The organism is Ruegeria sp. HKCCD4315 (genome assembly GCF_013112245.1).
GTDB lineage: Bacteria > Pseudomonadota > Alphaproteobacteria > Rhodobacterales > Rhodobacteraceae > Ruegeria.
On sequence record NZ_WVRN01000001.1, the window covers coordinates 1128499 to 1146348 of the forward strand.

A 17850-nucleotide genomic window follows, 5' to 3' on the forward strand; every position below is an offset into this window, starting at 1 on the left:
TCTCAGACGTTGACCAAAAGATGTTCGCGTTCCCACGGAGAGATGACCTGCAGGAATTCCTCGTACTCGGCCCGTTTTACAATGCCGTAGACGCGGGCGAATTCAGGTCCAAGGACCTCGTGCAGGGCAGTGGCCCCGTCAAACAGATCCAGCGCTTCCCCCATGATCTGAGGAATATCCCCTTCGCCTTCATAAGCGTCGCCATAGAATTGGCGGCGGGGGCGTTCCTGTTCGACCAGTCCCAGATAGCCGCAGGCCAGTGACAACGCGATGCCCAGATACGGGTTGCAGTCCATTCCGGCGATGCGGTTTTCGACACGGCGCGCCGCCGGGCTGGATAGGGGCACGCGGATACCGGTTGTACGGTTGTCGCGGGCCCATTCCAGATTGATCGGCGCGGCGTGGTCTTTCACATAGCGACGGTACGAATTCACATATGGTGCCATCACCGCCAGACCAGCAGGCAAGTGGTTCTGCAAGCCTGCGATGAAATGGTAAAACGCGTCCGTCTCACCGCCTTGCGGACCGGAGAAGATGTTCTCACCGGTTTCCATGTCGATGATCGAATGGTGGATGTGCATGGCCGATCCGGGCTCTTCCTCGATCGGTTTGGCCATGAACGTCGCGAAACAGTTGTGGCGCAGCGCGGCTTCGCGGATCAGGCGTTTGAAATAGAACACCTCATCCGCCAGCTTGATTGGATTGCCGTGACGCAGGTTAATCTCCAACTGTCCGGCTCCGCCTTCCTGCGTGATGCCGTCGATCTCGAACCCCTGGTGTTCAGCGAAATCATAGATGTCGTCGATCACCGGGCCGAACTCGTCCACCGCAGTCATGGAATAGGCCTGTCGCGCCGCGGCTGGGCGACCAGAGCGCCCCATCATCGGCTTAATGCCCTGTGCCGGGTCGACATTGGGGGCGACTAAGAAAAACTCCATCTCGGGCGCGACAACAGGTTTCCAGCCCTTGTCGTGATAAAGCTGTACAACACGCTTCAGGACGTTACGCGGGCTGTACGGGATAGGGTTGTCCTCTCGGTCATAGGCGTCGTGGATCACCTGCAGCGTCCAGTCTCCGGTCCAGGGCGCGGCGGAGGTGGTCGAGAAATCGGGCTTGAGGATCATGTCCCGCTCGATAAAGCCATCTTCACCCGCAGCTTCACCCCAGCCACCAGTGATGGTCTGGTAGAATATGCTGTCGGGTAGGTGGAAATACGACTGCTTTGCAAACTTTGAGGCAGGCACCGCCTTGCCCCGCGCAATACCCGGCAGGTCTGAGATGATGCACTCAACCTCGTCCAGCCTTTGCCCATGGAAATACGCTTTGGCGGCGTCCGGCAGTTTATCGGTCCAATCAGCCATCAGGCTCTCTCTTTCTTTAGAAACTCGGCCATCTGGCGCGCGATTCTGGCATTGTCATCAGGTGCAGTTTCACGGTTTGCGGCGGCTTGCATAAGGGTGTCGGGAACCACGCCTTTGCCCCGTGTTCGCATCAGGCCCGAAACGAAGCCGTTGGAAAACTCTGGATGCGCCTGAACGGTCCAGATTGTGTCCCCATAAGCCAGCATTGCGTTTTCACAGAATGCATTCCGTCCCAGAACACGCGCCTGTTCAGGAAGGTCTACAACCTGATCCTGATGCCAGGCATTCAGCCAGACCTTATCCCCGTTATAGTCGTATTCGGTGCGCCCTACGGCCCATCCGCCCGAGAATTTTTCGACCTTACCGCCAAGGGCCTGCGCGATGATCTGGTGACCAAAACACACACCAATAAGGGGTTTGCCGCTTTGGTGGATCTCTCGGACCAGCGCTTCCAGCGGTGCAATCCAAGGCAGGTCTTCATAAGCGCCATGGCGCGAGCCGGTGATGACCCAACCGTCTGCGTCATCAGCATCCTTCGGGAAAATGCCGTCCACCACAGCGAAGGTTTCGAAATCAAACCCGTGCCCATCAAGAAGTTTGGGAAACAGAGCATCGTAATCCCCGAATTCACCCTGCAGCACATCGGGGGTGTGGCCGGTTTGTAATATGCCGATTTTCATGCGTCACCAAATTTGATCAAATTCATACTAGCCGAGTCCATACAAGGCGGCAAGAGGGTCAAACCGCCTCAAGATAGCTCAGCCAGTGTGCCTCTAGTGGGATGCTCGAAAACCGTTTGACTTCCTGTCGTTTGGTCATGGCCAGATACCGGATCAGATCGGCAGGGAACAGGCGTGCGATCATGGGGTCTGCTTCAAATCGGTCGATTGCCGTTGACCAGTCGGGCATCAGCTGCGGCAAGTCTGTCAGATCATAGGCATTTCCGGAAATCGGAGCAGGCGGTTGCAGCCCGTCTTCGATACCAACCAGTGCCGCCCCCAGAACCGCAGTCAGCATGAGGTAGGGGTTGATGTCCCCTCCTGCGACGCGGTGCTCGATACGGCGCGCGGATGGGTTTCCACCGGGAATACGAATGGCGGCAGTTCTGTTCTCGTAGGCCCAGCACGCCCCCGTCGGCGCATGAGCGCCCGGCACAAGCCGGGTGTAAGAGTTGCCGTGCGGCGCAAAGATCAGCGTACTTCCCGGCATGGCCGCAACACAGCCTGCAACGGCAGACTTCAGAGCCTGAGTGCCTTCTGATCCACCGTTGTCGAACACGTTGCGCCCGTCTTGATCCAGAACCGAGAAATGCACATGCATCCCGTTGCCTGCATCATCGGCATAGGGTTTCGACATGAAGGTGGCGGCAAATCCATGTTTGCGGGCCAACCCACGCGTCAAGGTCTTGAAAAGCCACGTATCGTCAGCGCATCGCATAGCGCCTTGGTGGTTCAGGTTGATCTCAAACTGGCCGATGCCGCTTTCTGAGATAGCCGTCTGCGCAGGGATCCCCATATCAGCACAGCCGTCGTACAGGTCGGTGAAAAATTCCTCGAACGCGTCCATTTCAGCAACCGACAGAACGGCTTCGTCCGACATACGACGTCCGGTAATTGGGTTTATCGGAGGTTGCGGTTGCGGGCCAGAGGCATCCACCAGAGTAAACTCCAGCTCGGTTGCTGCCATGACCGACCAGCCGCGTTGCGCATAACGGTCCAGCGTGGCTGACAACGCGTGGCGTGGATCTCCGGCAAATGGAACACCTTCATCATCATAAAGGCTCATTGGCACCAGGGCTGTTTCACTCTCAAGCCATGGTACAGGGACCGCGCCGCGTTCGGTCGGACGCAACACGCCATCAGCATCACCGGTTTCAAAGACAAGCGGGCTGCCGTCGATGTCGGCGCCCCATAGATCGACGTTCAATGCTGAAAACGGCATTCGAACTGCGCCTTTGTCCAATTTGTCCGCATAGGCAGGGGGAACGCGCTTGCCACGCATCTGGCCATTCAAGTCACATGCGGCAACGCGAAAATTGTGCAGGGCGCTCAGGTCCATAGGGGGCTCCGTCGGTGCTGGTTCCCCGTGATGTACTTCAATGAACCTGTTTTGTCACCAAATTTGATCAAATTTTAGATCAGGAGACCAAGGCCAAGCCCCGCGCTGGTGTGACCCGGCGCGGGGCAAAGCTATTTATGCAAAACTAACGCCGTTCTCTTCCATCGGCAGTTGCGCAACAAGAACGCCCGACAAGGCGTGGATCGCGTTGGCCAGCGCCGGCGCCGAAGGCGGAGTGCCGGGTTCGCCAACACCAGTCGGTGCCTCGGCGGACGGCATGATATGCACGTCGATCGCGGCAATATCGCCAATGCGAAGCGGTTCATAGTCAGGGAAATTACTCTGATCTACCGCTCCGCTGGTCAGTGTGATCTGGTCACGCATCACATGGCCAATGCCGTATCCAATGCCACCTTCCATCTGGGCGCGCACAGTATCGGGGTTCACGGCAATGCCACAATCCACGGCGCAAGTGACCTTTTCGATCTTGATGCCGCTTTCCGGATCGCCCGAAATCTCGACCACTTCAGCTGCGTAAGACCCAAAAGACTTGTGAACCGCAACACCTAATGCCCGGCCCTCACGACGGGTTCCCCAGCCAGCCTTTTCCGCAGCCAGCTTCAACACGGCCGCCTTGCGCTGCTGGTCAGGATTGCTGCTGTCGGACAAATGAGCCAAGCGGAACTCTACCGGATCGCGTCCCGCGCTCTGAGCGGCAAGATCCATCATGGTTTCCATGACATAGGCCGTGTGGGTGTGCCCCACAGACCGCCACCACAGAAGCGAGGTTGCTTTTGGTGTGTCCGTTAACCCCAAGGCCATACCGGGAATTGCATAAGGGCTGTCCGCGATACCTTCGATCGAGCTGTGATCAATGCCGTCATGAACCAATACCGCTTCGAAGGGTGTACCTTTCATGATGGACTGGCCTGCGACCTGGTGCTGCCATCCGACGATGTCGCCTTGACCGTCCAGTCCAATCCGAACCTTGTGGCCGAACGCCGGGCGGTAATAGCCGCTGCGGATATCATCTTCACGTGTCCAAACCAGCTTCACCGGGCGGGCGCGATCTGTGAGCACAAAGGCCAACGCCGCCTCGACCTGATAATCTGCGTCCGGTGTTGCGCGGCGCCCAAAAGAACCACCGGCCAACAGGGTGTTGATCTGGATTTTCTCGGGCGGCAATTCAAAGACTGCGGCCAGGGCGAAATGTACGATGGTAGGAATCTGCGCCGCGTCGTGCAGCACAATCGTACCGTCCTCTGCCTGTTCGATGGTGCAGTTCATCGGTTCCATCGGTGCATGTGCCAGCAGCGGGAAGTAGAACGTTTTCTCCAGAACTGTGTCGGCACCGTCGATCTTTGCTGCAACTTCGGTCGCGTCCGCCCCGTTGACGTTGTACTGAGGCGCAGCGTCCAAAGCGGCGCGGATCTCTTCCTCAATTTGCTGAGAACTGCGGGTTTCGGCAGCGGAAACATCCCATTCAACCTCAAGCGCTTCACGCGCCTGAATAGCCGCCCATGTGTTTTCGGCATAGACAGCCACACCGGCCTGGTTCGGCAGGGTCGCTGCGTTGATGAAACCTTTGACTTGCTGTGACCCGCTGTCGTCAAAACTCTTGACCGTTCCACCGCGAGCGTCTGGACGTTTGATCATCGCAACCATTTGGTTGGGCAGGTGCAGGTCCATGCCGTAAATGGCCTGGCCATTGCCTTTGATCGCCGAATCCTTACGGCGCACGGCTTCGTTGCCGATCAGGCGAAACTCTGACGGGTCTTTAAGCTGCGGTTCGGCTGGCGCTTCGAGTTGTGCAGCCGCTGCAACAAATTCGGCAATCGGTGCCGACTTGTCGCCTGCTTTGACGATGCCCTCTTCGATGGTCACACCCGATGCATCCACGCTCCAAGCCTGAGCGGCGGCGTTGATCAGCATTTCGCGCGCTGCGGCTCCGGCCTGACGGTATTGTTGCCAAGAGTTTGCCATGGCGGTCGACCCGCCGGTGCCTTGTGCCTGACCGAACGCCATATTGGCGTAAACCTGTGCATTGGACGGCGCAAATTCATACGCGATTTGGTCCATGCGCAGGCCGATTTCCTCGGCAATCAAAGTGGGCAGGCCGGTCGCTGGTCCTTGGCCCATCTCAAAGTGCTTAACGATAGCTGTTACTGTGCCATCGGCGTCAATTTTCACGAACGGATTGAACTGTGCGCTTTCCGTTGTTGTGGCAGCAAGCGAGCCATCAGGACGAGCGCCAACCAGCAGGACGGCACCAGCAGCGGCAGCACCTTTCAGAAATCCACGGCGGGAAGTGTTGATGGTCATGAATCAGGCCTCCAGGATTTCAGACGCGCGCTGAATACCGGCGCGGATGCGTTGATAGGTGGCGCAGCGGCACGCGTTGCCAGCCATGTAATCGTCGATCTCTTCCGCAGAGGGGTTGGGATTTTCCGAAAGCAGCCCCACCGCTGACATCACCTGACCCGATTGGCAATAGCCGCATTGAACCACATCCAGCTCGACCCATGCCTGTTGAACAGCAGCACCGATATTGTCGTCGCCAACCGCTTCGATTGTGGTTATTTCGGCGTCTTCGACGTCTTCGATGTAAGTCTGGCACGAGCGGACAGGCTCGCCATTCAAATGCACGGTGCACGCGCCGCACGACGCAACGCCACATCCGAATTTGGTTCCGGTCAGCTTCAACTCGTCCCGGATCACCCACAGCAAGGGCGTGCCGGGTTCGGCATCAACCTCATGGGTCTTGCCGTTTAGTTTCAAAGTTAAGGACATTGGGGCCTCTCCTGTTAGCGCTGGTTCCCAGAGTGGTAAACTGGCGGGTTTACTAGTGGCACAGATTTGCGCCCTTGTAAACTCTTGCGTTTACCTAGGGTTTGACCGCTCCCCGTCAATGGGTCTATAGCTCTGATATGAACGAATGCAGCACACCGAATGCGTCCAAGTACGCACAGATCATCGAAGCTGCTGTGGCCGAATTCCAGGAAAAGGGTTTTGCTGCGGCCAGTATGGATCGAATTTCAGCTCGGGCAGAAGTGTCCAAGCGTACGCTGTATAAGTATTTCGAAAGCAAGGACAATCTTTTTCGCTCTATCGTTGTTGAGCTGTCCAGCCGTTTTGCCGAAGTTCTGGAAATCCGGTATGAAAAAGGCCGCGATATTCGTGAGCAATTGACTGAACTGGCCTGGGCCGAGGGGCGGATTCTGATGCATCCCGACGTGATCGCCATGGCGCGGATGGTGGTCAGCGAAACTTTGCGCAACCCTGAACTTGCGGCGAAGGTTCAAGGGAAACTGGACAAGACCCAGACCTTTATTGCGATGTTGAAGGATGCGGCCGAGGACGGGCAGTTGCAGGTCGATGATCCCGAACGCGCGGGGATCGAGTTTGTCGGTCTGATAAAGGCGCGTGCTTTTTGGCCGCTGATGTTCACGGGTGGAACGCTTAGCGAATCGGAAATGGCGCAAACGATCGAAAACAGTGTCGAGATGATGATCAGCAGGTACGGCGTTTCTTTTGCCTCAAACCGTGATTGATCTGACGTATTTTTACGAGGGCAGGGGTTTCTGTCCACAAGTCTGTTTTCCGCCTCACACTGCCCATCTTGAGGGCTTGCGTTGCGATACGGTGCTTAAACCCAATTTGTTTGCCATAAAGTCATGTGCCAGCGGTGATTTTGCTAAAGGTTCTCCAGCAGTTTGAGGCATTTTCGAGCGATAGGGTTCTGTTGCCCGTAGCGGGTCAGCCTGGCATAAATAATCGTCTCTCTTGAATACCAGTCATCGGGCATTTCAACCAGATCACCACGGTCCAGATAGGCATCGACAAAGCTGCGCCACCCAAGGCCAAGCCCCTCACCGGAAGCAGCGGCTTCCAACAAATAGACATAGCTATCGAACTCTTCCGAAATCGGCCAATTGGCATAGTCGGGATGCGCGCTTTGCCAGTCGGACCAGTCCATCCAACCATAGTTTTCCTTTTGAAGCTTCAAAAGCGGTGGCGGTTCGCACTTGCCCCGCAATGCGTCTTTCGCTCTGGCAACATTTTCGGGCGTTCCAACGGGCTTAATTTCTTCCTTGCAAACAACGACATGTTCGTGCTCCGGCGGTGATGCAGAGTATTCAAAAACGATATCACCGCCTGTCTCAACAGCAGCCTGAACCAGATTGTACGCCGATGTCATAAAACGTAGCTCGACATTGCGACCCAACGCCTGCCGGAGTTTTCCGAAGCGTGGCATGAGCAACAGATGCGACACCGAATGCGAACACACCAGTGTGACCCGATTTTCGACGCGCTCAAGATCCCGAACCGCGTTTTGTAATGCGTCAAATCCCTGAACGACTCCGGCATAGAACAAGCTTCCTTTAGCCGTCAGGCAAATCGGTGTTCTGTCCCTGTGAAAAAGATCCGCCCCAAAACGAATTTCCAGATTGCGGATGTGACGGCTGATTGCAGGCTGAGAGGTATTAAGTTCTTCGGCTGCTCGCGCAAACCCCTGTAACCGCGCCACCGCCTCAAACGCAATCAGAGAACTTGTTGATGGCAGGTTATACATACGGGACGTCATATCAATTTCGATATGATTAGAGGCACAAAAAAGCAATAGGAAAATTAGGCGAAACAGGTCTAACTCTCGGCTAGAATTCTCCAATGGAAAAGAAGAGCGATGAACACCTACGTAAAGCCGCCCAAGTGGGAAAACCCCAAGGTTAAACTGTTCCCGCATCAGGTGGGCTTCACTTGCCCTCCGCATGACTTTGATGCAGCCCCGTCGGACTTCCTGCGCATGGCTCCGCGCAGTGTGGGCGTTCACGGGCGTATGCTTCACGTGCCGGACTACGCCCATCGCCTTGATCAGCGTAAAAAGAACTTTGGCCTGCTGGAAGAATACATGGAATGTATGGCCAACAACGGCGCTGACGTCTGCGGGCAGGTCGGTTCGAACTGGGTGCACGCCAGTGGTCTGGGTGTTGAGGGCATCCGCCAACATATCGAAATGCTGAGCGACAAGTACGAAACGCCGTTTCACATGTCTGGTTATTCGATGGTCGAGGCGCTGCGGGATCAGAATGTCGAAAAGGTTGCGCTCAACGCCTGCTATCACAGGGACACATGGTATCAAGGAACTGTAGGATTTCTGAAAGAAGCCGGGTTCGACGTGGTCTGGGCCGGCAACTTCTTTGATCAGGGTTGGTTCGACAGCCAAGAGGCGGTCGATGATTGCATTTGGTGTTTTGACGAAGAGCTGATTTACAAGTCCTTCGATTATACCGCCGACAAAGCCCCCAATGTGGATGCCTATCTGATCAACGGGATGAGCAATTACCGCCGTCCGTCTGACGGAATTGCGCAACGTCCGGTTCACTATGAGGTCGAGTTGGAAGAACGCCTCGGCAAGCCGGTCATCGGCCATGACACTGCGCTCTACTGGCGCATCTTCAAAACCCTGGGCCTGGCCCCGGAAACCCAGCAGGGCAGCCTGCTCTCCTCACTGAAAGACTGAAGCGAATGCACAAGATTGTAGCTCTTTGGGCGATACCCCGCTCTACCTCGACCGCGTTTGAATGGATGATGCGCCAGCGTGGCGATCTGGATTGCCTGCACGAACCTTTCGGCGAAGCCTGGTACCAAGGTGAAGACCCAATGTGGCCGCGCTACAAAGAGGGTGAGGTCACGACCCCCGGCCTCACTCTGGAAAGCGTGTGGGACGATATCAAAGCCCGTGCCGAAAAAGGCCCGGTCTTCATCAAAGACTTCCCGCATTATATCAACCACATGTGGGATCCTGAGTTTCTGTCGCATTTCATCCATGCGTTCCTGATCCGCGACCCGGCAAAGACGATTTCGTCCATGTACAACAAATGGCCGGATTTCGATGAGCTGGAGGTTGGCTTCCCCGAGCAGCGGGCGCTGTTCGACCTGCTGACGGCGCTGAACGACGGCAAGACCCCCCCGGTTGTTGACAGTGACGACTTGCTGGAAAACCCCCATGACATGACCAAGGCGTTCTGCGACTCCGTTGGCATTCCCTTCATCCCAGAGGCGCTAACCTGGGAAGCGGGCGGCGACCCGTCCGAGCACAGTTGGTGGGATGGCGGCTCGTTCCACGCCAATCTGGCGCAATCCACCGGCCTGACGCCGCAAAAACGTAAATATATCGAAGTGGCAGATGCTCCGGAACGTGTGCGTCGCGTCCATCGTCGGATGAAGCCCCACTACGATCACCTCTATAAGCATCGCATCCGGGTGTCGGAAACCGTTTGAAAGTCTTTGGAAAATGAACAAGCAAGTGAAAACTGAGGCGGCTCCGCGCCCTGCAAAAGTCATGCCCTATGGCCCGATCCCTGAGCTTTAGGTACTTGTGTGACAAAGGGATTGACCGGTATCATGTAACGGCGCTGCATTATCACGGTCTAGGATGTCCGGGGCCCACCGATGTCCGGAAGGCATTGGCGAGAGTTGCAAAAACCGTGTCAGAAACAGGGTCAATCCTTGGGCCCGGTGCTTAGCAGCTATCCGTCTGCTGTTCGCGCCTTCTGGATGTGCTACACCCCAAGGACACTCGAATCGAGATCCTTGGACAATTTGCGGAAACACAGCAAAACCCAAGGGGCTTGTACACAAAGAAGTTCAAAGCTGTGTGGAGCTAGCGCTTTGAAAAATAAATCACAAAAAGCAGCGCGTTTAAGCGTGGCGCCCATGATGGATTGGACCGATCGACATTGTCGGTTTTTTCATCGTCTGCTTAGCGCCGAGACTTTGCTTTTTACCGAGATGGTGACGGCCCCGGCACTTGTGCGGGGAGGCGCGATGCATCTGCTGGAGTATTCCCAAGACGAACATCCCGTGGCTTTGCAATTGGGCGGGTCAGACCCGGAAGAGCTGGCGCAAGCGGCGCGGCTGGGGGCCGAGGCCGGGTACGATGAGATCAACCTCAATTGCGGTTGCCCGTCGGACCGGGTGCAATCGGGCACCTTTGGCGCGGTTCTGATGAAGGATCCGGGCCGCGTCGCCGATTGCGTGTCTGCAATGCGCGCAGCGGTGGACATAGACGTGACCGTCAAGTGCCGCATCGGGGTGGACGACCAAAACCCCGAGGAGGTTTTGCCTGCGTTTCTGGATCAGATCCGCAGCGCGGGCTGTCAAAGGGTGACTATCCACGCGCGCAAGGCCTGGTTGCAAGGGCTCAGCCCCAAAGAAAACCGGGACATTCCGCCTTTGGATTATGATTTGGTGCACCGGGTGAAGGCGGCGTTTCCCGACCTTCATATCTCAATAAACGGTGGCATCAATTCGTTGGACGAGGCGAAGGTTCATTTGGACGCAGGTCTGGACGGGGTGATGATCGGACGTGCCGCCTATCACCAACCAGGAGACATCCTGTCTGAGGCCGACCCGCGTATCTTTGGTGTTGGAGACGCGCGGGATCCGATTGCGATCGTTCAACAAATGGTGCCCTATGTCGATCAGCACCTTGCCAAAGGTGGACGCTTGCACCAGATCACGCGTCATATGCTCGGTCTTTTTGCCGGTCGCCCCGGCGCCCGCGCGTGGCGGCGTGCATTGTCCGAAGGGGCCGTTCACAAAGAGGCCGGGCCAAAAGTGATGTTGCAGGCGCTGAACCACGTTGCGCCGATGGCAGAGGCGTAACAAGCAGGGGGAACAATGCCCGAAACGATGTTGCTGGCCCAGATGTTGGGCCTTTTGCTTGTGATCGGGGCGCTTGCAGGCGTTCTGGCCGGGTTGCTGGGAGTCGGCGGAGGTATCGTCCTTGTCCCCGCGTTCTTTTATGCGTTCCAAACCCTTGGCTATGGCGGCCCGCAACTGATGCAGCTGTGTTTGGCGACGTCGCTTGCCACGATCATTGTGACATCGGTTCGCTCGGTTATGGCGCATAACAAAAAGGGAGCCGTGGATTGGGATATATTGCGTGGCTGGGGCCCGGGTATCGTCATCGGTGCGGTCATCGGTGTTCTGGTTGCCTCTGCCCTGCGGACCGAGGCCCTGCAGGCCCTGTTTGGCGTTCTGGGTATGGTGATTGGCGCGTATCTTGGGCTGGGCCGTTCTCAATGGCGGCTGGGCGATGTCATGCCGGGGGGGATCAAAAGGGCAATACTGTCGCCCATGGTAGGCTGTCTTTCGGTTCTGATGGGGATCGGGGGTGGCAGTTTTGGTGTTCCGCTGATGAGCCTTTATAACACCCCGATCCACCGTGCGGTCGCAACAGCGGCAGGCTTTGGTGTGATCATCGCGGTGCCGTCGGTCGTCGGCTTTCTGTTTCTTGAGATCGCGCCCGAACACCGCCCTCCGCTGACCATCGGGGCGGTCAATCTTGTGGCCTTTGCCGTTGTTGTTGCGATGACGATGATCACTGCACCCTGGGGTGTGAAACTGGCGCACGCGATGGATCCGAAACCCTTAAAACGGGTCTTCGCCGTGTTTCTGACGCTGGTGGCGCTGAACATGCTGCGGAAGGCAATTGGCCTATGAGTGATTTTTGGGCCAAGGGTTGGGTAAAGTTTGCCTATGACCCATCACTGGCCGAGTGGGTCAGCCATGCGTTGCCCGCAGCCCGTGCCTCGACTTCAGACCCGGCTCATGCGGAATGGTTAGACTGTGAAGGGACATGGTTCATCGGCGTAGATGCGCTGCCCAATGACACGCAGGGCAGGGTTGGTCAGTCTGCGCCTCTGGCTGGGCAGGCGGTGTCGTTTATTCGCGAACGTTATGGCGATTTACCCCTGCACAAAGGGCAGGTGTCGATCATTTATCCGGGCTACCCGCGCCCGCGTCGTGGTGAGAATGAGGCCGCGACCCGATATCGCCGGAACCGGGATGCGGCCCATGTGGATGGTTTGCGTCCGATGGGACCAGATCGTCGCCGACGCGTGGATGAGCCTCATGCGTGGATATTGGGCATTCCCCTGACCGAGGCCAGCCCAGATGCATCGCCTATGGTGTTGTGGGAAGGCAGCCACCACATTCTGGGCGCTGCGTTCAGGGATGCGCTGAATGGCACGTCAAACGAGACGCTGCACGAAGTTGATGTAACCGACATCTACCAGGCCGCGCGTCACGAGGTGTTCGAGACTTGTCCACGGATTGAATTGCCCGCCAAGCCCGGCGAAGCCTATCTGTTGCATCGCCATTGTTTGCACGGTGTTGCACCTTGGGCCGACGCGGCGACGGCAGGGCCAGATGGACGGATGATTGCCTATTTCCGCCCCGAATGCGCCGGGGGTGTAGCCGAATGGATCGAATCTGCCTAACCTCCTGTCACTATTTGGCTTTGGAGGTTTTGACGGATGATTACGGTCCATACGAATTCAGATGGCGCACTGATTGAAGTCGAATTGTCGGGGCAGGTTACTAGCGCCGACTACACCAACACTCTGGTCCCCGCGATTGAAGCCGCGCTGGCCGAGCATGACTCGGTGCGTCTGCTGGCCATCGTGCAGCCCGAGTTCAAAGGATATGATCTGGGTGCGGCCTGGTCTGACACGAAGCTGGGTCTAAGTCATTGGCGTGGCTTTGACCGGATCGCCGTAGTTGCCGATCAGGGATGGGTGCAGACCAGTATTCGACTGGCAGCCCCGATCTTGCCGTGCCCTGTGCAATTATTTGACCTGGCCGATCTGGAAGCAGCCCGCCGTTGGATGCGCGAGTCGCTGGGATCGATACACCTGACAGATCTGGGCGGGCCTTGTGTGCAGATCAGTCTGTTGGGCAAGCTGGACCCCGAGGAGTACAAGCAGGCAGAGCGTGATCTGGACGTATTGCTTCAGAATCGCGCCGGTTTTCGCCTGTTGATTGACCTGCGGGAATTTGACGGCTGGCAGGGGTTGTCTGCCCTGGCTGCGCATTTTCGGTTGGCCAGCCGCCATATCGGTCTGTTGGACCGGGCGGCCATTGTAGGGGACAAAAGCTGGCAGCATATGGCCCAGAAGGTTGCCAGTCATGTTCTGGGCACGCGCACTCAGTTCTTCTCGTCTGAAGAGTTCGACAACGCTAAAAACTGGCTGGCGACAGGTTAGTTTCTGGCGGGATTCAAAAGATGGCGGTCAACTTTTGACCGCTTTTTTTGCCCGCAAACTCCGTAGCGATTCGCAATCCACAGGCGGTTTTTCCGGGATCGCGCGGATTATTCGCCTTTTGCCACGTCGGCTGAGCCAAATTGTGACGTTAGGGAATTTTGCGTCATTTTAGGTTTTTATTGATCGACGCGTCAAAAAAGATCAGAACCCGCGTGTTTTCCCCCTAATTTTTTCGGGAAACACCTTTAGCCACGCCTTGTCGCTGCGGGTCACCACTCACGTAGAACAGTCACGTTCAAGAGCTTGAACCCTCGGAGCTCGAATTCGACCCGCAGCGACATTGTTTTTTAAAGCGGGAATTCTGAAATGGCACTTAAAGGTCTGATAGGAAGATTTCTTAACCGCAGCACGTCGGACAACCGGCGCGTGACACAAAAACGCGAAGCTGTTCGGCACGACAAGGCGACGCGATCAGAGATGACTGTTTTGTTCCGCAAGGAATTGCGCAAACCGATCCCGGTCAGGGGCGGGCACGCTCAAACCAAAGCGCGAAAAAAAGTGGGCTGATAGCTCAGGAGCCGTTCAGTCGGGCTGCTCGTCCGCCGCGCCGTTTGGCAAGCCGTGGTTTGCGCGAGGGCAGATCATCCATGATGTCGGCACGTTCAGAGCTGTCCATTTTGGACCAGCGCGTGATTTCGTCGATCGTGCGATAGCAGCCCGTGCAGATGCGTTCGGTCGGATGAACAACGCAGATCTGGACGCAAGGGCTTTCGACCTCATTCCGTTTCCACACCATATTCGTCATTGACGGTCTCCGACCTGGTTACAAAAAGCGCAGCCTGTCCAGCGCCCCTTGCAAGATATAACCGGCAGCAACGTGATCAATAACCTGTCCGCGACGTTTTCGTGTCGTATCCGCCTCAAGCAGTGCTTTTTCTGCCGCAACCGTGCTGAGCCGCTCGTCCCAGAAACCGATTGGCAGATCCGTCAAACGTGACAAGTTTCGCGCAAAAGCCCGCGTTGACTGGCAACGTGGGCCTTCGGACCCATCCATGTTTTTTGGCAATCCCAACAGTATGCCGCCGATCTCACGGTCGGTCACGATCTCAATCAGACGAGCGGAATCCAACGTGAATTTCTTGCGCCTAACAGTTTCCAACGGACTTGCCACGCCGCGCATCCGGTCAGAGACGGCAACACCGATTGTCTTTTCGCCAAGATCGAGACCCATCAATGCGGTCATCGGCGACAACGCCGCAGCGAACTCTTCAAAGACGTCATGGATCATTGGGCAATCCCGGCCTGCAACGCGGCTGCGTCAAGGATTTCAAGCGCTTCGGAATTCCCGGCAAAGACTTGCATGGCCTCTTTGTGAATGTCGATGGCCCGTTGGCCCTGTCCCAGAACGCCCAATGCTGCAATCAGGCGAGCCCACTCTTCGGGCGCGCCGCCTTCGGTTGCCAGTCGGTCAGACAGTTGGTTCACCATCCCCTGAATCATCTCTTGCCGTTCTTCAGGGGTCAATTCGGCGGCGGCATTCACGTCGTCCTGGCTTGGACCTGGCGCTGCACTCAGGTCGGGTGCATTGAAGACACCTGCACGGAAAGCAAGCTCATCCAGTTGCGCCCGAATGGCCCCGGCCCAGGGCGCGCCGCTTGGGGCGTCCTGCAAGGTTTGCACCCACATGCGATAGGCCAGATCGGGCCGTCCGACCTGCGCCAGCATTTGCCCCCAATAATACCGGGCGGGCCCGTGGCGTGGATTTCGGTTCAATGCCTCTGTCAGGGCTTGTTCCGCTTCGGGCGATACATAGCCGCCAGCCGCAAGGATCATCATTTCGGCAAGATCGGCATAGGCGTCCGCAGTTGCCGCATCACCGGACAGTTCGATTACCTTTTGCTGTGCGGTGTATCCTGCCTTGAAATTACCTGCATTTGTTTCGTGTTGTGCCAACAGCATCTGGCCCTGCAGATCATTTGGACGGTTGGCGACAGTATCTCGCAGTTGTTTCAGCAGCGCCGCATAGCTTTCGTCCAGCTGTGCAGGCTGGGGCGGAGTCGCCAGTTGCTCGGCGGCGTTTTGGGGTGGTCGGTTGGCCCGGACATCTTCGGCAAGCTCCAACCGAGCCGTCAGTGGCATGTCCGGCAAACCGACGGCACCGGTCCGATCATACAGCGCCATCGCTCCACCGATCAGGATCAGCGCGATCACCACCACCGACACGATGGACACAGCCCGCGACGGGCCAGACGCGGCACCGCCCTTTTTCAAATTCTCGTCCGCAGCCAGAATGCGACGAGAGATTTCGGTGCGAACCCGTTCGGCGTCTGCCTCGCCAATCACGCCGCGCGCAAGGTCTTTATCAACCCCCGCCAATTGTTCGCGGTATACCTCAAGGTCATATGCGGCTGCAGGCTTTTCCGCGCGGCGGTTGCGCAGCAAGGTAAAGCAAAGGAAAGCCGCAATCAGAAGCGCGACAATGAAAATCAGAACCCAGAACGTCATGGTCCCTCCGAAGATGCTGTCCTGACTTAGACCTACGCGCCGCCCGACAAAAGGGACAAATGGCCGCGAATGAACGACATGTCGCAATAGTGCGATATTGCGGCGTTGCACGGCACGGGTAAACTGCACCTACACGGCATATCTGCGCCCAATCACCGAACCGGATGGATTCGCACATGAAACATTATTCAGCCTTTGCTGTGGCGCGGGAAGCTCTGCGCTATCACACCGGATGGGAACGCGCCTGGCGTTCACCCGAACCCAAGAAGAAATATGACGTCATCATCATCGGTGCAGGCGGGCACGGTCTGGCGACCGCGTATTACCTTGGCAAGAACTACGGCATTCAGAATGTCGCAGTGATCGAAAAAGGCTGGCTGGGCGGCGGTAACACCGGTCGCAACACCACGATCATTCGGTCCAACTATCTGCAAGATCCGTCGGCGGCGCTGTATGAAAAGGCGCGGGGCCTCTACGAGGACCTGAGCCAGGACCTGAACTACAATATCATGTTCAGCCCGCGTGGCGTGATGATGCTGGCGCAGACACAGCACGAGATTCGCGGTTATCAACGCACGGCCCATGCCAACGCTTTGCAGGGCGTGAAAACTGAATGGATTACGCCCGAGCGCGTCAAGGAACTGGTGCCGATCATTAATCTGGACGGTCCGCGCTATCCGGTTCTGGGCGCGTTGTGGCAGGAACGCGGCGGCACCGCGCGTCACGATGCTGTGGCCTGGGGCTATGCCCGTGCCTGTTCTGCCATGGGGATGGACATCATTCAGCAATGTGAAGTCACCGGCGTCCGATCGGATAACGGCCGAGTGGTTGGCGTCGACACCACCAAAGGCGCCATCGATTGTGACAAGCTGGGCATCGTCGTTGCCGGCCATTCCGGTCAACTGGCCGAAATGGCGGGTTTCCGTTTGCCGCTTGAAGCGATTGCATTGCAGGCACTGGTGTCGGAACCGATCAAACCCTGCATGGATGTGGTTGTGATGGCGAACACCGTGCACGGCTATATGTCTCAGTCCGACAAGGGTGAGATGGTGATCGGTGGCGGCACCGACGGGTTCAACAACTACACACAACGCGGATCGTTCCATCACATCGAGGAAACCGTCCGCGCTTTGGTCGAGACCTTCCCCATGATCTCGCGCCTGAAAATGCTGCGTCAATGGGGTGGGATCGTGGATATGACCGGCGACCGGTCCCCGATTTTGTCCAAGACACCGCTAGGTGGCTGTTTCATCAACTGTGGTTGGGGGACAGGCGGCTTCAAGGCGATCCCGGGGTCCGGCTGGGGCATGGCACAGCTGATGGCCACCGGCCATTCGCCGCTAACCGAATCCTTTACTCTCGACCGCTTCAAAGAGGGCCGCTTCATCGACGAAAGCGTCGCTGCTGGGGTGGCGCACTAAAGCGTCTGCCCAGGGTTGCCAAACAACAGAATTCAGGTCGGCTTCCGCGCCGGCCAACCGCCAAAAGGATGACAACATGCTGATCCTGAACTGCCCATACTGCGGCGTCGATGCCGAAGAAACCGAACTGACAGCCGGTGGCGAAGCGCATCTGAAGCGCTATGGCCCCGGTTCGTCGGATGATGAATTCCACGACTACCTGTTTATGCGTGAAAACCCCAAAGGTGTTCACTTTGAACGCTGGCGCCATGCCAACGGCTGTGGCAAGTGGTTCCACACCGCGCGCTGCACACAAACGCTCGAAGTTTTCGGCACCTATCCGGCCCAGACCACCGAGCCGCCGCAAGAGATCAAGGACGCCATCACCGCCAAGCGCCCCGGATGGTCATGGAGAGAGTTCTCCGTATGATTCACGTTTTCAAAAATACTCCCGCCGGAGGCTCTGACGCCTCC

Annotated in this window: 18 protein-coding genes; 9 read left to right on the forward strand and 9 right to left on the reverse strand. The window is 57.1% G+C overall.

The window, feature by feature from the left end; all coding sequences use genetic code 11:
* Positions 1 to 2: 2 nt before the first annotated feature.
* The 5 genes from GS646_RS05660 to GS646_RS05680 form a co-directional block, all read right to left on the reverse strand.
* Positions 3 to 1361, reverse strand: coding sequence for a glutamine synthetase family protein (locus tag GS646_RS05660; RefSeq protein WP_171090858.1), 1359 nt, complete (start codon positions 1359 to 1361; stop codon positions 3 to 5).
* A complete protein-coding gene (locus GS646_RS05665) occupies positions 1361 to 2041 on the reverse strand; it encodes a type 1 glutamine amidotransferase (RefSeq protein WP_171090856.1) in 681 nt (226 codons plus the stop codon). Before GS646_RS05665 ends, GS646_RS05660 begins: the two co-directional genes overlap by 1 nt.
* Positions 2042 to 2099: 58 nt before the next feature.
* Positions 2100 to 3419, reverse strand: a complete 1320-nt coding sequence (locus GS646_RS05670; protein ID WP_171185959.1) for a glutamine synthetase family protein — start codon at positions 3417 to 3419, stop codon at positions 2100 to 2102.
* Between the two features lie 135 nt (positions 3420 to 3554).
* The gene (locus GS646_RS05675; protein ID WP_171647664.1) at positions 3555 to 5741 is read right to left on the reverse strand and encodes a xanthine dehydrogenase family protein molybdopterin-binding subunit; all 2187 of its coding nucleotides are present in this window, start codon (positions 5739 to 5741) and stop codon (positions 3555 to 3557) included.
* A 3-nt stretch (positions 5742 to 5744) separates the two neighbouring features.
* A complete protein-coding gene (locus tag GS646_RS05680) occupies positions 5745 to 6209 on the reverse strand; it encodes a (2Fe-2S)-binding protein (RefSeq protein ID WP_171185954.1) in 465 nt (154 codons plus the stop codon).
* 137 nt (positions 6210 to 6346) lie between these two features.
* Here GS646_RS05680 and GS646_RS05685 point away from each other — a divergent pair, with 137 nt between their 5' ends.
* On the forward strand, positions 6347 to 6970 hold the full coding sequence (locus GS646_RS05685) for a TetR/AcrR family transcriptional regulator (RefSeq protein ID WP_171185952.1): 624 nt from the start codon (positions 6347 to 6349) through the stop codon (positions 6968 to 6970).
* Positions 6971 to 7113: 143 nt separating this feature from the next.
* On the opposite strand, the gene GS646_RS05690 is transcribed toward GS646_RS05685, so the two are convergent.
* Positions 7114 to 7992 (reverse strand): LysR family transcriptional regulator, encoded by an 879-nt coding sequence (locus tag GS646_RS05690; RefSeq protein WP_171185950.1) that lies wholly within the window; start codon positions 7990 to 7992, stop codon positions 7114 to 7116.
* A 111-nt stretch (positions 7993 to 8103) separates the two neighbouring features.
* On the opposite strand from GS646_RS05690, the gene GS646_RS05695 reads away from it, so the two are divergent.
* From GS646_RS05695 to GS646_RS05720, 6 genes are all read left to right on the forward strand, one after another.
* Positions 8104 to 8940 (forward strand): hypothetical protein, encoded by an 837-nt coding sequence (locus GS646_RS05695; protein ID WP_171090845.1) that lies wholly within the window; start codon positions 8104 to 8106, stop codon positions 8938 to 8940.
* Positions 8941 to 8945: 5 nt separating this feature from the next.
* On the forward strand, positions 8946 to 9701 hold the full coding sequence (locus GS646_RS05700; RefSeq protein WP_171185949.1) for a sulfotransferase family protein: 756 nt from the start codon (positions 8946 to 8948) through the stop codon (positions 9699 to 9701).
* Between the two features lie 390 nt (positions 9702 to 10091).
* Positions 10092 to 11087, forward strand: coding sequence for a tRNA dihydrouridine(20/20a) synthase DusA (gene dusA / locus GS646_RS05705; RefSeq protein ID WP_256368441.1), 996 nt, complete (start codon positions 10092 to 10094; stop codon positions 11085 to 11087).
* A gap of 15 nt (positions 11088 to 11102) precedes the next feature.
* Positions 11103 to 11927 (forward strand): sulfite exporter TauE/SafE family protein, encoded by an 825-nt coding sequence (locus GS646_RS05710; RefSeq protein ID WP_171185947.1) that lies wholly within the window; start codon positions 11103 to 11105, stop codon positions 11925 to 11927.
* Positions 11924 to 12706 (forward strand): hypothetical protein, encoded by a 783-nt coding sequence (locus GS646_RS05715; RefSeq protein WP_171185945.1) that lies wholly within the window; start codon positions 11924 to 11926, stop codon positions 12704 to 12706. The genes GS646_RS05710 and GS646_RS05715 overlap by 4 nt, the downstream gene beginning before the upstream one ends.
* 36 nt (positions 12707 to 12742) lie before the next feature.
* Complete coding sequence (locus tag GS646_RS05720; RefSeq protein ID WP_171185943.1) at positions 12743 to 13471, forward strand: STAS/SEC14 domain-containing protein; 729 nt, start codon at positions 12743 to 12745, stop codon at positions 13469 to 13471.
* Positions 13472 to 14042: 571 nt separating this feature from the next.
* Here the strand turns inward: GS646_RS05720 and GS646_RS05725 are convergent.
* From GS646_RS05725 to ccmI, 3 genes are read right to left on the reverse strand one after another with little or no spacing between them, the layout of a single operon-like run.
* A complete protein-coding gene (locus GS646_RS05725; RefSeq protein WP_171090831.1) occupies positions 14043 to 14276 on the reverse strand; it encodes a DUF1289 domain-containing protein in 234 nt (77 codons plus the stop codon).
* 18 nt (positions 14277 to 14294) lie between these two features.
* Positions 14295 to 14759 carry a Holliday junction resolvase RuvX gene (gene ruvX / locus GS646_RS05730; RefSeq protein WP_171090829.1) on the reverse strand — a complete coding sequence of 155 codons (465 nt, stop codon included), beginning with the start codon at positions 14757 to 14759 and terminating at the stop codon, positions 14295 to 14297.
* Positions 14756 to 15976, reverse strand: a complete 1221-nt coding sequence (gene ccmI / locus GS646_RS05735; RefSeq protein WP_171185941.1) for a c-type cytochrome biogenesis protein CcmI — start codon at positions 15974 to 15976, stop codon at positions 14756 to 14758. The genes ruvX and ccmI overlap by 4 nt, the downstream gene beginning before the upstream one ends.
* A 176-nt stretch (positions 15977 to 16152) precedes the next feature.
* Between ccmI and GS646_RS05740 the strand changes: the two genes are divergently transcribed.
* Both GS646_RS05740 and GS646_RS05745 read left to right on the forward strand, forming a co-directional pair.
* A complete protein-coding gene (locus GS646_RS05740; protein WP_171185939.1) occupies positions 16153 to 17397 on the forward strand; it encodes a sarcosine oxidase subunit beta family protein in 1245 nt (414 codons plus the stop codon).
* A 76-nt stretch (positions 17398 to 17473) separates the two neighbouring features.
* A complete protein-coding gene (locus GS646_RS05745) occupies positions 17474 to 17806 on the forward strand; it encodes a sarcosine oxidase subunit delta (protein ID WP_171185937.1) in 333 nt (110 codons plus the stop codon).
* The last annotated feature ends 44 nt before the right edge of the window (positions 17807 to 17850 follow it).